This window comes from Pseudomonas sp. M2(2023) (assembly GCF_030263955.1).
In the GTDB taxonomy this organism is placed as follows: Bacteria; Pseudomonadota; Gammaproteobacteria; order Pseudomonadales; family Pseudomonadaceae; genus Aquipseudomonas; species Aquipseudomonas asiatica.
The window spans coordinates 2,222,350-2,239,350 of the sequence record NZ_CP127114.1 but is presented as its reverse complement, the minus strand read 5'-3'; the positions used below and the strand labels follow the sequence as shown (position 1 = coordinate 2,239,350).

At 63.6% G+C, this 17,001-nt stretch carries 7 protein-coding genes; 4 read left to right on the top strand and 3 right to left on the bottom strand.

Features of this window, described 5'->3' with window-relative positions; genetic code table 11:
• The first annotated feature begins 137 nt into the window (after window positions 1-137).
• On the top strand, window positions 138-836 hold the full coding sequence (locus QN085_RS10350) for a pirin family protein (protein WP_013972071.1): 699 nt from the start codon (window positions 138-140) through the stop codon (window positions 834-836).
• 342 nt (window positions 837-1,178) lie between these two features.
• Here QN085_RS10350 and QN085_RS10345 read toward each other — a convergent pair whose 3' ends face one another.
• Both QN085_RS10345 and QN085_RS10340 read right to left on the bottom strand, forming a co-directional pair.
• Entirely contained in the window at window positions 1,179-1,664 is a 486-nt protein-coding gene (locus tag QN085_RS10345; RefSeq protein ID WP_013972070.1) for an isochorismatase family protein, read from the bottom strand.
• Between the two features lie 61 nt (window positions 1,665-1,725).
• The gene (locus QN085_RS10340) at window positions 1,726-2,637 is read right to left on the bottom strand and encodes a LysR family transcriptional regulator (RefSeq protein WP_285690766.1); all 912 of its coding nucleotides are present in this window, start codon (window positions 2,635-2,637) and stop codon (window positions 1,726-1,728) included.
• Between the two features lie 195 nt (window positions 2,638-2,832).
• Between QN085_RS10340 and QN085_RS10335 the strand changes: the two genes are divergently transcribed.
• The 3 genes from QN085_RS10335 to ttdB are packed head-to-tail and all read left to right on the top strand — an operon-like array spanning window position 2,833 to window position 5,729.
• Window positions 2,833-4,170 carry a dicarboxylate/amino acid:cation symporter gene (locus QN085_RS10335; protein ID WP_023661378.1) on the top strand — a complete coding sequence of 446 codons (1,338 nt, stop codon included), beginning with the start codon at window positions 2,833-2,835 and terminating at the stop codon, window positions 4,168-4,170.
• A gap of 54 nt (window positions 4,171-4,224) precedes the next feature.
• A complete protein-coding gene (gene ttdA, locus QN085_RS10330; protein WP_013972067.1) occupies window positions 4,225-5,124 on the top strand; it encodes a L(+)-tartrate dehydratase subunit alpha in 900 nt (299 codons plus the stop codon).
• Window positions 5,121-5,729 (top strand): L(+)-tartrate dehydratase subunit beta, encoded by a 609-nt coding sequence (ttdB, locus tag QN085_RS10325; protein WP_003259286.1) that lies wholly within the window; start codon window positions 5,121-5,123, stop codon window positions 5,727-5,729. The genes ttdA and ttdB overlap by 4 nt, the downstream gene beginning before the upstream one ends.
• A 239-nt stretch (window positions 5,730-5,968) precedes the next feature.
• Here ttdB and QN085_RS10320 read toward each other — a convergent pair whose 3' ends face one another.
• The gene (locus tag QN085_RS10320) at window positions 5,969-16,741 is read right to left on the bottom strand and encodes a peroxidase family protein (protein ID WP_041506090.1); all 10,773 of its coding nucleotides are present in this window, start codon (window positions 16,739-16,741) and stop codon (window positions 5,969-5,971) included.
• Between the last annotated feature and the right edge of the window lie 260 nt (window positions 16,742-17,001).

Sequence of the window (17,001 nt, the reverse complement as noted above, 5' to 3'; positions counted from 1 at the left end):
ATTAGGCGATGAAGCGAATAAAACACTCTATTGCATTAAATCAACTTTACTGATTGTTTTAAGCCGATATTTACGCTTATTTTCGATGCTTCTTTGACGCATCATGGCCTCATTCCACTGATTCAAGGAGCACGACCATGCTGCAACTGCGACCGTTCGAAAGCCTCGGCCACGCCAACCACGGCTGGCTCGACGCCCACCATCATTTCTCGTTTGCCGAGTACTACGACCCGGCGCGCATGCACTGGGGCAACCTGCGGGTGTGGAACGACGACCTGATCGCTGCTGGCAGCGGCTTCCCGCCGCACCCGCACCGCGACATGGAAATCATCACCTATGTGCGTGAAGGCGCGATCAGTCACCAGGACAGCCTGGGTAACAAAGGCCGTACCGAAGCCGGTGACGTGCAGGTGATGAGCGCCGGCACTGGCATCGTGCATAGCGAGTACAACCTGGAAGACGTCGACACGCGTATTTTCCAGATCTGGATCGTGCCGGAGCGCACCGGCGAAGCACCGCAATGGGGTACCCGGCCGTTCCCCAAAGGTGAGCGTGGCGAAGGCTTCGTGACCCTGGCCAGCGGCCGTGCGGGCGATGAGGACAGCCTGCAGATCCGCACCGATGCGCGGCTGGTGGCTGCCACCCTGCGGGCCGGTGAAACTGCCGAGTACCGCTTCGATACCGCTCGCCGGGGTTACCTGGTGCCGGCCAAGGGGCTGGTGGAGGTCAACGGGCTGCGGGCCAAGGCGCGCGATGGCGTGGCGATCGAGCAGGAGGAGGTGCTGCGGGTGACCGCCATCGAGGACAGCGAGATCGTGCTGGTGGATGTGGCCTGAGGTTTTCGCCTTGCGACGCGTTCTGTGTAGGAGCGGCCTTGTGTCGCGATCGGGCTGCGCAGCAGCCCCTCGATTTCAGCTGCGCTGCACATATTGCCGGGGCTGCTTTGCAGCCCTTTCGCGACACAAGGCCGCTCCCACAGAACTGCACATGACTCATTGAATTAGCAGGGACTCTGTGGGAGCGGCTTTAGCCGCGAACACCGGCGCAGCCGGTGCCATGCACCGCGTTGGTTTCTTCGCGGCTAAAGCCGCTCCCACAGGGTACGCGGACCGCTTGCGAATTCAGTTCTCTACGTGACAGCGCAGCGCAAATGCATGCCCGCATGATGACTGCATGCACTAGCCTCGTGAGGCCACTTCGGCCAGCACCTCGGCCGAGGTAGTGACCTGGCGGAAGTGATGCTTCCAAAGGTCGATGCCCAGCTTGCCCGACCTGTCCAGCGAAGACCCTACAGTCATGTCCGTTACCAGAGTGGGCATCAGCCCCGCATCGAACAGGGCAAAACCGGCGGCCAGCACGCAAGTTTCGGTCTGCAACCCACATACCAGCACGCGCTCCACGCCCAATTGCCTGATGTAGTCGATGGCCTCGGCGCTCTGCCCGTAGCCATGCTTGACGAACACCTGGTCGGCTTCGACCAGGCTCTCGTCCTCCGCCGCCGGGTGCCAGCCGAGCTGGCGCTCGAACGGCGTGACCTGTTCATCGTGCAACTCGACCGAGGCAATGGTGGGGATGTTGGCCGACAACCGACGCAGGCCATCGACCAGCCACTCGGGCGGGCTGAAGGTGGACTGGACATCGACAATGAGCAAAACCTGGCGCATGGGCGGATTCCGGGCATGGGCAAAGGCGCGGAGTATAACGCGATCGCCTGTGGTAAAGGCCTCAATGCCACGCTGCCAGGCTGTCCCCCTGGCGGAAGAATGCCCTCAGGTGCTCGACGAAACACGACACCTTGGCCGACAGGTTCAGGCGTTCCAGGTACACCGCATAGATATCCGCAGGCGGCGTCTGGTAATCGCCAAGCACCTCCACCAGGCGCCCGCTGCGCAGGTGATCGGCCAGGTTCCACTCGGCCCGCAACAGAATGCCCTGCCCGTCCAGCGCCCAGTTCAGGGCGACCTCGCCATCATTGGTGCTGAGGCTGCCATGCACCTTCACCGATTCGCTCTGCTTGCCGCGGCTCAGCCGCCAGATACCGAACGCGGCGTCATTCTGGCGTAACACGATGCAGTTGTGGCTGGCCAGGTCCTTCGGCGCTTCGGGGGTACCGTGGGCTTCCAGATAACCGGGCGACGCACACAATCGGCGGCGGTTGGCTGCGATCTTGCGGGCGATCAGCCGCGAGTCGGGCAGCTCGCCAAAGCGGATGGCCACGTCGATGGCGTCGTTCGGCAGGGCAATGGGGCGGTCGGTCAGGTGCAGTTGCACCTCCACTTCGGGATAGCGCTTGGCAAACGACGACACCGCCGGCCCCACATGGGTACGGCCAAAGCCCAGCGGCGCATTGACCCGCAGCAAGCCATTGGGCTCGGCACGGCTGCTGGACACCTGCCGCTCCATTTCCTCGATCTCGCCCAATATGCGCTTGGCATTCACCAGGTAAGTCTCGCCCTCGGCGGTAAGGCTGATGCTGCGTGTGGTGCGGTTTAGCAGGCGCACGCCCAGGCGCTGTTCCAGCTGCGCCAGGCGCTTGGAGACCGCTGGCGGGGTCAAGTTCAGCTCGCGAGCGGTGCCCGCCAGGCTACCCACCCTGATCAGCTGGGTGAAGAACGCCAGCTCCGATACCGGATTCATAATTAACCTGAGGGAAACAATGAGTTGAATTTCATTGTATTACAGCATTTTTGAAAAACCATTACCTTTTGCCCTGCGTGATTAACCACAAGAAAGCTGGGCTCTTCGGCCGCCAAGGCCAGGTGTGACCTGCACCCTCACGAGCAGCCCGGCCGCCAGATAAATCCGACTCACAACAATAATTCGGAGACGGCAATGGCCAAGCGATTGTTCGGCAAGCTCTACGTACAGGTATTGATCGGCGTAACCCTCGGGGTGCTGATCGGGGTGTTCTGGCCGCAGGTTGGCGCTGATCTGAAGCCCGTCGGTGATGCCTTCATCAAACTGATCAAGATGGTCTTCGCCCCGATCATCTTCGCCACGGTGGTGCTGGGCATCGCCAAGATGGAAAACATGAAGGAACTCGGTCGCGTCGGCGTACGCGCGCTGATCTACTTCGAAGTGCTGTCCACCTTTGCCCTGGTGCTTGGGCTGGTGGTGGTCAATATCGTGCAGCCCGGCCAGGGCATGAACGTCGACCCCGCCACCCTCGATGCCAAAAGTATCTCCACCTACACCGCCGCGGCAGCCGGCAACAGCGGCGGCTTCATCGACTTCCTGCTGCATGTGATACCCGGCAGCGTGACCGATGCCTTCGCCAAGAACGAGATCCTGCCGATCCTGCTGTTCAGCACGCTGTTCGGCATCGCCCTCTCCCACCTGGGCCCGCGCGGCAAGCCGATGGTGGATGTGCTGGAAGCGTTCTCCCACGGCATGTTCTTCATCGTCGGCATGATCATGCGCGTGGCACCACTGGCCGCCTGCGGGGCCATGGCCTTCACCGTGGGCAAGTACGGGCTGGGCTCGATCGTTTCGCTGGGCAAACTGATGGCGACCATGTACCTGACCTGCTTCCTGTTCGTGGTGGTGGTGCTGGGCGCCATTGCCCGGCTGTGCGGCTTCAACCTGTGGAAGTTCCTCAAGTACCTCAAGGAAGAACTGTTCACGGTGCTGGGTACCAGCTCATCCGAGTCGGTAGTGCCACAACTGATGAACAAGCTGGAAAAGGTTGGCGTGTCCAAGCCTGTGGTCGGCCTGGTGATCCCCTCGGGCCTTACCTTCAACCCGGACGGCCAGTGCATCTACTACACCATGGCCGCCATCTTCATCGCCCAGGCCACCAACACACCGTTGACCCTGATGGACCAACTGATCGTGCTGGGTGTGCTGCTGCTCACCTCCAAAGGCTCTGCCGGCGTAACCGGCTCGGGCTTCATCACCCTGGCCGCGACCCTGGCGACCATGGACAACATCCCGGTGGCCGGCATGGTCCTGCTGCTGGGCGTGGACCGCTTCATGTCCGAAGCCCGGGCCATCACCAACACCATCGGCAACGCGGTCGGCACCGTGGCCATCGCCAACTGGGTGGGTGCGCTGGACAAGCAGCGTATGGCCAAGGCCCTGGACGGCCAGTTGCCGACCGAACCCGAACCCGAGGCCGCGGCTCCGCACCCCGCCCTTGCACGCATGGAGGCCGGCACCCCCGCACCCTGACCTTTCGAAAACCAGCAAAAAGAACCCGCCTTGTGATGCAGTGAGGAAATAATCATGGACAAAGAAACAGCCGTGTCATCGCTTACCGACGTGATGGCCAAGTTCACCGCCTATATCGGCAAGCGCCTGCCCCGCGACGTCAAGGAAAAAACCGCCAAGTTGCGTGCCGCCGAAACCAACCCGCTGGCCATCGCCGTGTACGACTCGATGGCCGATAACCAGGAATACGCCGACAAGCTCAACCGGCCCAGCTGCCAGGACACCGGCGTCATCCAGTACTTCGTCTCGGCAGGCGCGCGCTTCCCGCTGCTGGGCGAGATGGAAGGCATCCTCGAGAACGCCACCAGGGAAGCCACCATCCAGGGGCCGCTGCGCCACAATGCGGTGGAAACCTTCATCGAGAAGAACACCGGCACCAATACCGGCTCGAAAATCCCGTGGCTGGACTGGGAAATCATTCCCGATGCCGACTACGCCATCGTCGACGTGTACATGGCCGGCGGTGGCTGCACCCTGCCGGGTTCGGCCAAGGTACTGATGCCAGGGCAAGGCTATGAAGGGGTGACCGAGTTCGTCTTCGATGTCATTACCTCACGCGGTGTCAACGCCTGCCCGCCACTGCTGGTGGGTGTAGGGGTGTCGACCTCGGTGGAGACGGCGGCACGCCTGTCGAAGAAGGCCATCCTGCGCGAAGTGGACTCCAGCCACCCCAACGAAAGCGCGGCGATGATGGAAAAGTTGCTGGAGGAAGGCCTCAACGAAATCGGTATCGGCCCGCAGGGGCTGACCGGCAACAGCAGCGTGATGGGCGTGAACATCGAGTCTTCGGCCCGCCACCCGTCCACCATCGGTGTGGCGGTATCCACCGGCTGCTGGGCGCACCGCCGCGGCAAGATCCGCATCAACGCCGACCTGTCCTACGACATCCTCTCGCACGAAGGGGTAGTACTGTGAAGAAGATCCTGAGCACACCAATCAGCGACGAAGACCTGGCCAACCTCAACGTGGGCGATGTGGTCTACCTCACCGGCCAACTGGTGACCTGCCGTGACGTTGCCCACCGCCGGCTCATCGAGCTGGGCCGCGAGCTGCCGGTCGACTTGCGTGGCGGCGCGATTTTCCACGCAGGCCCCATCGTCAGGAAGAAGGATGATGGCAGCTTCGAGATGGTCTCCATTGGCCCGACCACCAGCATGCGCATGGAAAAGTTCGAGAAGCAGTTCATCGAGCAGACCGGCGTCAAGCTGATCGTCGGCAAGGGCGGCATGGGCCCGGAGACCACGACCGGTTGCCTGGAGAACAAGGCAGTGCATGCAGTGTTCCCGGGCGGTTGCGCGGTGCTGGCGGCGACCCAGGTGGAAGAGATCGAGCGTGCGGAATGGCAGGACCTGGGCATGCCGGAGACGCTGTGGGTGAACCGCGTGCGCGAGTTCGGCCCGTTGATCATCTCCATCGACACCAAGGGCAACAACCTGTTCGAGCAGAACAAGGCCCGGTTCAACGAACGCAAGGGGGCGGTGATCGAGAAGATCAACAGCCAGGTGCGGTTCATTAAGTAAGCGCGTGCGACATCGGCCGCTATGCGGCCCAATCGCAGGCTAGCCAGCTCCCACAGGTTCACCACAGGGCTGAGTATTGTGGGGTATCTGTGAGTTATCTGTTGCCTGAACCAACCTCTTCGCGGGCAAGCCCGCTCCTACAGGGGTATCACCAAGCCTGAGGGCAGTGATATCCCTGTAGGAGCGGGCTTGCCCGCGAATGGGCCGCAGAGCGGCCCTTGCTGCGTCCTCCCAGGCCCTCAACCTGCCAGGTTGAAGTCCGCTACGGTCACCGTGGTTGCATCCGCCACCCCCACCAGGCGGATGGAGTCGGTAGCACCGATGCTGACCAGCGTGTCATTGCCGACATCGGCGATGGTGACGTTGGCGGCAAAGGTGGCAGCGGTAATGTTGAGAGCAGAGATATCCAGCCGGTCCTGGCCACCCTGCGGGACTGCATCGAAGTTGATAATCAGGTCATTGCCGAAGCCGGCAGCGAACTGGAAGACATCATTGCCGTCGGAGGCCATCATCGTGTCGTCGCCGGCACCGCCCACGACGGTATCGTTACCCGCCGCACCGTTGAGGAAGTCATTGCCGGCACCACCCTGCAAGGTGTCATTGCCAACGCCACCAAACAGCGTGTCATTGCCATCGCCACCCTGCAGCACATCGACGCCGTTGCCGCCGTCAAGGTTGTCATCGCCGGCACCACCCTGCAGGTTATCGTTGCCGGTATCGCCGAACAGCGAGTCGTTGCCGGCACCGCCGTCGAGGGTGTCGTCGCCAGCGCCACCGTTCAGGGTGTCGGTGCCCAGGCCACCGAGCAACTGGTCGTTGCCGCCATCGCCGTTGAGGGTGTCGTTACCCGCCGCGCCGGTAATGACGTTCGCCAGGCCATTGCCGGTACCGGTGAAGTTGCCCGCCCCGATATAGGTCAGGTTCTCGACGTTGGCACCCAGCGTGTAGCTGGCCGCCGTGGCACGCACGGTATCCGTACCGGCAGCCGTAGCCTCGACCACTACATCCCCGGCGTTGTCCACCACATAGGTGTCGTCGCCCAGGCCACCGACCAGGCGGTCGATACCGGCACCGCCATCGAGCAGGTCATTGCCAGCACCACCGGTGATGGTGTTGGCCAGCGTGTTGCCGGTACCCGTGAAGTTGCCTGCCCCGGTAAAGGTCAGGTTTTCGACGTTGGCACCCAGGGTGTAGCTGGCAAGGGTGGTCTGCACCAGGTCGACACCGCCGTTCAGCGCCTCGCTCACGGTATCGCCGAGGTTGTCGACCACGAAGGTATCGTTGCCTGCACCGCCAACCATGGCATCCGCACCAAGCCCGCCGTTGAGGGTGTCGTTGCCGGCACCGCCGTCGAGGCTGTCGGGGTCGTTACCGCCGTTGAGGATGTCGTTACCATCACCGCCGAACAGTTGGTCGGCGCCGCCAAGGCCGTTGAGCACATCGTTGCCGCCCAGCCCCGAGAGCGTGTCATTGCCCGCACCACCGGTCAGGGTGTTGGCCCCGGCAGTACCGACCAGCACCACGCCTGCCGGCGGCACCACCGCCGCAGTCGCTGCCGAGGTCAGCGTTTCCAGGGTGCCGAAGGCGTCGGTGTAGCTCACGACCACCCGCAACTGCCGGTTACCCTGTTCGAAGCCCGGAGTGAAGGTTGCAGCAGTGGCACCCGCGATGTTGCTGAAGGTGCCGCCAATGTTCTGCTGCCACTGGAAGCTGAACGCGCCCAGCCCATCCAGGTCGGCGATACTGCCGGTGAGCGCGGTCAGCGTCTGGCCCTGGTCTGGCGTGGTGTCGCTGATCAGCACGGCACCAGTGGGCGCATCGTTGACGTTGGCCACCGGGTCGAGGATGTCGGAGGCGATGCTTTCCTGCACACCGAAGTCATCCACGTAGCTGACCACCACCCGCATGTTCTGCCCCACCTGGTTCTGGGTAAGGAGGAAGGTGCTGTTGATGGCGCCAGCAATGTCGACCCAGCCGGTCCCCCGGTTGGACTGCCACTGGAAGGTGAACCGCGGGTTGCTCAGGCCGTCGGCATCGACAATGGTTGCCGGGTTGGCGGTGAGCGTCTGGTTCTGCACCAGCAGCCCGGTCACGGTAGGCCCGGCAGTCGGCGCGTTGTTCGGCGCCGAATCGACGATTTCCAGCGTGCCCTTGGTGTCCTGGTACACCGCGCGTACGCGGATGTTCAGCCCCGCCACATCGTCCGTGACCCGGTAGGTGGTACCGACAGCTCGCGAAACCTCGCCGGCAGCAACGAAGGTGATGTCTTCATAGACCCCCGAACCTGGCAGCGTCTCTACTTGCCAGTAGTACGCCACCGGGCCGGTGATCGCACCGGTCAGGTTGGTTGCGCTGACATTGTCCGCGTCATGTACCGCCAGCGGGGTAACCCGCAGCAGCTGGCCGCTTACCGGTGTGTCGTCACGCACGCCGGTGGCAGCGTCAAGGATCACCAGGCTGCCGGTGGGGCCGGCGTTGACGGCGGTACCCACACCGGAAGCTTGCGAGCTATCCGAGAACTGCAGGCGCTCGATGCCGGTCAGGCGGTCGACACCATCACGCCCGGCCACCGAGTCGGTGACGATCACCGAGTTGCCATCGACTACCACGCTGTAGTCGCTGGCCACCCCCGAGTACACCGCCGTGTCGTAGCTGTCGGTGCCGTTGAGGATTTCGCGAACGATCACCAGCTGGCCCGGGTTGTAGGTGCCATTGAGCATCAGCGGCACCATCGGCTCCATGCTGTCGTAGCTGGCGATTTCCGGGCCAGTGCCGTCGCTGTTGGCGCGCACGCTGATGCGCACGTTCAGCCACTTGTCACCGTCGAGGATGTCGTCGCCGCCACGGCCTTCGATCAGGTCGCTACCACTGCCACCGAGGATGATGTTGCCACCATCGTAGAACGTTGCACCGGCGGCCAGCAGGCTGGACAGGCCATTGATCAGGCTGATGTTGGTCAGTACGCTGCCGTTGGCGCCATTGGTCGGCAAGGTGGCAGAGGTTTCGCTGTCACCACGCAGGAAGTCGCCATGAGCCGACCCCGACAGGCCTTCCATGATGTCGAAGCGCACCAGCGCAGACGCGCCCGAACCCGGTACCGGCGGCACATCGAAGAAGCGGTCGCTGAAGTCGACAGTCACGCCCTGGGCCAGGCCCTTGAAGGTTGCCCAGTCGTAGCCGGAACCACCGATGTAGCGGTCACCGAAGCCCAGGCTGCCGACCATGATGTCGTCACCGCCTTCACCGTTGAACTTGTCGTTCTCGTTGCCACCGATGAACACGTCGTTGCCGATGATCGGGTCGTTGCCGAGCGGGTCGAAGTTGTCGCCAGGCGCACCGTCCGAGGTACCCTTCTCGATCCAGTCGTCACCTTCGTTGCCCATGTCCTGCTCGTTGGCCTTGCTGCCCAGGATGAAGTCGTTGCCCTGGCCGCCAATGGCTTCGGAGGCGTCCTCACCGGTAACGATGAAGTCGTTGCCGAAACCGCCGATGATCAGGTTGATGCCATTACCGCCGTGCAGCACATCGTTGCCGTCGCCGCCCTGGATGTTGTCGTCACCACCCATGTCGCTGATGATGTCGTCGCCGGCACCACCACGCAGCTGGTCGTTGCCGTCGCCACCCTCGATGCGGTCGTTGCCGCCATCGCCCCAGACAGTGTCGTCACCCTCGCTGGAAACCAGGATGTCGTCACCGTTGGTGCCACCCAGCACAATGTGCTGGTCACCGGCGTAGCGGATGTAGTTGGTGTCCGGGCCTACTGTCAGCGGGCTGTCGCGGAACACCACCTGCTCGCCGTTTTCGCCCAGTGGGTCGGCATTGCCCAAGCCTTCGTTGAACTGCTTGCTCTGGTCCACTTCCAGGTAGAAGCCAACGTCGGAGAACACCAGGCCCGGCAGGTGGGTGGCCGAGGTGTTGGCCATGATCAGTTTGGCGAACGAGTTGCTTTCCAGCTCGGCATTCATCGACAGGCCGGCGGTGCGCTCCAGGTAGTAGAAGCGGTCGCCGTCCTGCAGTTTCTCCAACTGGTTTTCGAACACGAAGTTGAACGTGGTGCCCAGCATGCCGCCGAACGGGGTTTTCGCCTCCGCCAGGCCACCGATCCACAGGTCGATGGCATCGACACCGGTCACGGTCACTGCCCGCAGGTCATCGACGGTGCCGAGCACGCCATCCTTGCCAGGCAGGGTGACGTTGGCGTAGGCGCCGGTGCTGTTGAGGAAGTCCAGGCGATCGGCTGGCGCGCCGTCGCCGCCGAACACCAGGGCCATGGCCGCCGCGCGTTTCTCCAGCAACGTGGTGGCCCCGGTGATGGTGCTGTGGGTGCCGTAGGCGGCGATGAAGTTGATCAACGACTCCGGATGCTTCAGGTGCTGTACCAGGTCGACCCAGCTGGTGTACGGCTTGAGCTGGGTATCGCCGGTTTGCGCGTAGATGTCGCGGCGCACGGCGTTCAGCGAAGGGATACCGACGTCGCGGCCACGGGCGATGTTGATCGCCGGCAGGTCCAGCGGCAGGCCGAGCAGGTTGTTGCGTAGCGCCTCGGTGACGAACTCGTCGATCTCGTTACCGGCCTGGCGGGTTACCCCGCGCACGATGGCGCTGGTGGCATCCTCGGGGGTGACGCCACTGGCGGCATACGCCAGCGGGTTGAGGAACGCCGCGATCAGGCCCAGTTGCTGGTCGGGGTTGGCGCTGGCCGGGTCGCTGATGACGGTGAAGTCGACGTCGAAGCGGTCGACGGTTTCGGTCAGCATCGAGTGGCCGAAGCGGTACACGGTGTGGGCGAATTCGGCCACGATCGACGCATCGAGGTCGACGTCATACACCTGGGTCGGGGCGAAGAACAAGTCGACCCGCGGCTGCACGGTACGGGCGAACTCCTCGAACACCAGGTGCTGGTACTGCATCTCGGTACCGAACTTGGCGGCCTGGAACAGCCGCTCGCCATTCCACACCAGTGCATCGATCTCGGCCTGGTTGGCCGGCAGCGCGCTCAACGGGTTGAGCAGCCACTCGTTGATGAAGGCCAGGTCACCCGAGTCGAGCACGGTGTCCATGGTCTGCGCCACCAGCCGGTTGTGCTCGGAGTGGAAGATCGCATGCACGGCGGTCAGGCCGATGTTCTCGTTGACCCTGCCGTCGCCGGCGATGTAGTGCGCATCGAGCAGCTCGTTGTCGTAGGCCAGGTTGGCGCCAGTCTGCGGGTTCACCGGCACGGCGTTGCCGACATCGGTATCAGCATCAGGCACCAGCACGCCATTGCTGAACACCGGCACGGCATTGTGGGCGATGTCGGCAAGGAACTGGTGACCGGTGCGCACGGCGTTGGTCAGGTCGATCGGCGCCAGCGGGTTGCCCTCGACCTGCTGGTCGTCGGCCGTGCCGGCAATGCCGTCGGCGCCTTTCATGATCACCATCGGGAAGCCGTTGGGCCCCTTGATGAAGTTGCCGTAGGCATCGGTCGCCAGCAGCGGCACGTTGTCTACGTCTGCATCGGTCAGGTTTATGCCCAGTACGTCACGAGCCTGGGCCTTGACCACCTTCCAGGTCGCCATGCCACCAATTTCGGTGTCGTCGGCGGTACCGTAGCGGCCGTCAGCGCCCAGGTCCCGGTTGGTGATCAACCGGCCGGTGGCAATAGGCCCGTCGTCAGTCAGCACATAGCCGCGCAGGAACACCTGGTGTGAGGGGTGCGAGCTGTAGGTCTGGTTCTGGTCCACGAACGGCGAGGTGGTATTGGTGTGCTCGTGGATGTCGTCGGCCGTGCCAAGCACGCCGTCCGGCCCAGGCTGGTTGGTGGCACGGGTCACCACCATGAAGTTGGTGAAACCGCCCTCCACGTACAGCGGGTCATCCGGTTGCAGCGGGATGTAGATGGTGCCCGAGCCCCCCTTGGTGACCAGGTCCAGGCCATGGTCGAAGAACTGCCCGAAGAAGGTCATCCAGGCGTTGAACGGCGCGGACAGGCCGGCATCGGCGGCGGTGTTCTCGAACAGGTATACGTCGTGATCGTCGTCGGTGCCGAACTGGCCGTCCAGGCCCGGGCTGGCGACGATGCGCACGCCGTCCTTGAGCACGTCGTCATTGCCCTCGACGCCGAAGTTGAGCACGCCGTCCGCACCCGGATCATACGCGGTGGCATAGGCCGCCGGGTTGTTGGAGGTCTGGTCGACGATCAGGTTACTGATGGTGCGCGGCTGCGAGTCGAATACCGGGCCACTGGTCTGCTCGTACGACGAGCCCGGAATGGCCGGCGAGCCAGGGCCGAAGAAGCCGGCCGGTGCACCTTCGGCCGGGTTGAACACCGGGTCGGTCACGCGCGGGAAGACGTTGTCGGCCGCACCGAACTCGGTGTTGTTGATGCCGTTGAGGTTCATCAGGTTGTTGTTCGAACCATCCACCGCCCGCAGGCCGAGTGGCGCACGGATGTTGGGCAGCAGCGAGAGGATGTCTGCCCCGTTGGCGTCGGCCTCGGCAATCTTGATTTGCTCGAGGATGAAGTTGAGGTCGGAGCGCACCATGTGCAGCCCGGCACCGCCTGCCGTGGCATCCACCACCGGCGTGGCTGGCGTCGGTACCACAGGCGCGCCCGGTTGCACCACGGTGGTGGGCTGGGAGAACAGCACTTCGGTGGTGCCATGGGCGTCCTGGTAGATCGCCTTGACCCGCAACGACAACCCGGCCAGGTCCGGCGACACCTTGAACGTGGTGCCGTCGGCGCTCTGGAACGCCAGGTCGCCTGCCGGCAGCAGGATGATGTCTTCGAACACACCGCTGCCCGGGGTGGCCTCGAACTGCCAGTAGTACGACACCGAACGGTCAGCGAGCGTGCCAAGCGGGTTGCCGGCGCTGATGTTGTCGGCATCCCGCACGCCGGCCACGTTTACCGTAAGGAGGTCACCCACGGTAATCGCGCCGCCGTTGTTATCAGTAACGGTCGGGCTGCCGACAGGCTGCGCATTCAGCCCTTCCACCAGCACCCGCTGGCTATCGGCGAACTGCAGGCGCTCGATGTGCAGCAGGGTATCGACGCCATCGCGGCCGGCCACGTTGTCGGTCACCGTCCAGACGTCATCGGAAGTGTCCAGCGTACCTTTGGTGTTCTGCGTCACCGTGTACTCGCTCTGCACCCCCGAAAACACCGCCGTGTCGAACGCCGCCCCACCCGTCGAGGTGCCGGGCAGGATTTCCCGCACGGCCTTGAGCTGGCCAGGGTTGTAGGTACGGTCGAGCATGAACGGAATCATGTCGACCATGCTGTCGAAGCTGGCGATTTCAGGGCCGGTGTGGTTGACGTCTCCCGGCGCGTACACAGCGATGCGCACGTTGAGCCACTTGTCGCCGTCGATCAGGTCATCACCGCCACGGCCTTCGATCAGGTCGCTGCCGTTGCCGCCGAGCATGATGTTACCGGTGGCAAAGCCGGTGGTCGGCAACCCAGCATCGGCCAGGAACTGCTGCAGGCCACGGATCAGCGCCACGTTGGTCAGCGCACTACCGGTAGCACCACCATGGTTGAGGATGGTCACGGCATCGACATTATCGCCCTTGAGCACATCGGCGAAGTTCGAACCGGACACGCCCTCGACCTCGGCGAAGCGGTCGAGGATGGAGGCCGGCGAGGCGCCGACCGGGTTGAAAATACCGGTGTTCTGGTTCGGTGCGTTGCCATGAGGCTGAGCCAGGGCGGCCAGGGTCAGGTCGACGGTGACGCCGACCTGGTCATTCTTGTTGGTAATCCAGTCGAAACCGGACATGCCATCCATCTTGTCCTGGGCATCGCTGCCGACAAAGATGTCATCGCCACCCTCGCCGATCATTTCGTCGAAGCCGCCACCACCGACGAAGATGTCGTTGCCGACCACTTCGTCACCCAGCAGCGGCGCAAAGTTGTCGCCGGGCGCACCGTCCTGGGTGCCCTTCTCGATCCAGTCGTCACCCTCGTTGCCGGTCGGTGGCAGGTTGGTCTTGGCGCCGAGAATGAAGTCGTCGCCCTGGCCGCCGAAGGTGGTGCTGATGTCTTCGGTAGTGATGATGAAGTCCTGGCCGTTGCCGCCCAGGATCAGGTTGCCGCCCACCAGCATGCTGCCGGCGACGATCACATCGTTGCCGTCGTTGCCTTCCAGGCGGTTGTCGCCGAAGGAGTCGGTGATGATGTCGTCACCAGCGCCGCCCAGTACGGCATCGTTGCCAGCGCCGCCCTCGAGCAGGTCATTGCCTCCATCGCCATACAGCGTGTCGTCGCCTTCGCCGGCGATGATGATGTCGGCGCCAGCAGTACCGCCCAGCACAACGTGATCTTCACCGGTGTAGTGCAGGTAGTTGGTGTCTGGCCCGGTATCGGGGGTATTGACGGTATCGGGGTTGTCGCGGATCACCAGCGACACCACCTCGACGCCGTTGATCATGATGCCGCCCGTCGGGTCGGCCCGGCCGTCTGCGCCCAGGCCGGTGAACTGCTTGGTCTGGTCCACTTCCAGGGTGAAGGTGGGCGTGAGGAACACGGTGTTGGACAGGTGGGTGACATCGGAGTTGAGCATGATCAGCTTGGCGAAGGAGTTGTTCTCCAGTTCGGTGCCGAAGTTCATGCCCGCCGTACGCGACAGGTAGTAGAACCGATCGCCGTTCTGCAGGGCTTCCAGCTGGGTTTCGAAGACGAAGTTGAAGCTGGAGCCGAGCATGCCGCCGAACGGCATTTTCTTCTCGGCCAGGCCGCCGACCCAGAAGTCGATGGCATCGACACCGGTCACGGTCACCCCGGTGATGTCATCGGCGGTGCCGGCGATGCCGTCGGCACCGGCCAGTGTCACGTTGGCATAGGCGCCGGTGCCGTTGAGGAAGTCCAGGCGGTCTGCTGGCGCGCCGTCACCGCCAAGCACCAGCGCCACGGCAGCGGCGCGCTTGGCCGCTTCGGTGTCCGCCCCGGTGATGGTGGCGTGGGTACCGTAGGCGGCGATGAAGTTGATCAGCGACGCCGGGTGCTTGAGGTGGTCGGCAAAGTCGGCCCAGCTGATGTAGGGCTTGAGCTGGCTGTCGCCAGTCATGGCGTAGAACTCGCGGCGCGCCTCGTTCAGGGTGGGGATGCCGGTGTCACGGCCACGCGCGATGTTCAGCGCAGGCAGGTCCAGCGGCAGGCCGAGCAGGTTGTTGCGCAGCGCTTCGGTGACGAACTCGTCGATTTCGTTGCCCAACTGGCGGGTGACACCGCGGATGATCGCACCGGCCGCTTCATCGGCAGTGGCGCCACTGCCGGCGAATGCCAGCGGGTTGAGGAAGGCAGCGATCAGGCCCAGCTGCGGGTCGTCATTCACCGTGGCGAACGTCGGGTCGTAGCGGTCGACGGTTTCGGTCAGCATCGAGTGGCCGAAGCGGTAAACCACGTGGGCGAACTCGGCGAGGATGGCCGGGTCGATCGAGGTGTCATAGCCGTTGGGGGCGAGAAACTCGTCGATCTGCGGCTGAATGGTGCGGGCGAACTCCTCGAACACCAGGTGCTGGTACTGCATTTCGGTGCCGAATTTGGCAGCCTGGAACAGCCGCTCGCCGTCCCATACCAGCGCGGCGATTTCGGCGGGCGTGGTGGGGATGGCAGCGACATCATCGATCAGCCACTGGTTGAGAAACGCCAGGTCGCCGGCGGCCAGCAGGGTGTCCTTGGTCTGCTGCACCAGGCGGTTGTGCTCGGAGTGGAACACGTGGTGCACGGCGGTCAGGCCGATGTTCTCGTTCACCCGGCCGTCGCCGGCGATGTAGTGGGCGTCGAGCAGTTCGTTGTCATAGGTCAGGTTATTGCCGCCAGGCCCGGTTGGCTGCGCGTTGCCGACGGCAATATCGGCGTCGGCCTGCAGCACACCGTTCACGATCACCGGCGCGGCGTTGTGGGCGATGTCGTCAAGGAAGCCATGCCCGGTGCTCACGGCATTGGCCAGGCTGATAGGCGCGTCGCGGTTGCCTTCGACCAGCGTGGTGACGTCGTCGGCGGTACCGGCAATGCCGTCGGCACCATTGTTCACGCGCATCACCACCTGCGGCATGCCGTTGGGCCCACGCAGGAAGTTGCCGTAGGGGTCGGTGGCCAGCAGTGGCACGCTGTGCACATCGGCGTCGGTCAGGTTGATACCCAGCAGGTCGCGGGCTTGGGCCTTGACCACTGCCCAGGTGGCCATGCCACCGCTTTCACCATTGCCATCGTCGGCGGTGCCGAAGCGGCCATCGGCGCCCAGGTCACGGTTGGTGATCAGGCGCCCGGTGGCTACCGGGTCGCCTGCGGCATTGAGCGTGTATTCACGCAGGAACACCTGGTGCGAGGGGTGCGAGCTGTAGGTCTGGCTCTGGTCGACGAACGGCGAGGTAGTGTTGGTCTGGCCATCGTCGGCAGTACCCACCACACCATCGGCGCCTGCAGTACGCACGGCGCGCGGCAGCACCATGAAGTTGGTCGGGCTACCTTCGACGTACAGCGGGTCGTCCGGCTGCAGCGGGATGAACACGACGTCGGTGCTGCTCTTGGTGACCAGGTCCAGGCCGTGGTCGAAGAACTGGCCGAAGAAGGTCATCCAGGCGTTGAAGCCGGCGGTCAGGCCGACGTCGGGCGACACGTTGGGGATGAAGAACACCTCCGTGTCGTCAGCGGTGCCGAATACCCCGTCGATGCCGGGGCTGATCACCGGGGCGGCGCCGCCATTGGCTTCGACCGCTGCCGGGTTGTTCGCCGTCTGGTCGACGATCAGGTTGCTGATGGTGCGTGGTTGCGAGTCGATGACCGTGCCGGTGCCGGCATAGTCGCCGGTGAAGGATGGGCTGAGCAGGCGCAGGAACGAATTGTCGGCGGCGCCGAACTCGCTCTGCCCGGTCACCAGGTTGTTGTAGCTGCCGTCCACGGTACGCAGGCCGAACGGCACCTGGCTGTTGGGCAGCAGGTCGATCAGGCTGGCGCCATCGGCATGCGCTTCGGCGATGAAGATCTGCTGAAGGATGAACTCCAGGTCCGACTTGCTGAAATCTGCCATTTCAATTGCCCTCGATCTGTCGGGAGATGACTCAGGGCAACAGGGTCCTTCCCGCGCCCAGTCAATGTGACGTGCGCAGTTCTGATTCTGGGTTCTGGGGCAGTTGGGCACTACGGTGCTGCGTTATCGCCACTGGCCTCATCGCCGGCAAGCCGGCTCCCACAGGAATGGCGGGAACCTTGTAAATGGTGCGATACAGGTAGGCACCGCACACACATCGACCCCAGCTCGCACAGGGTCCGAATACATCAGACTAAAGT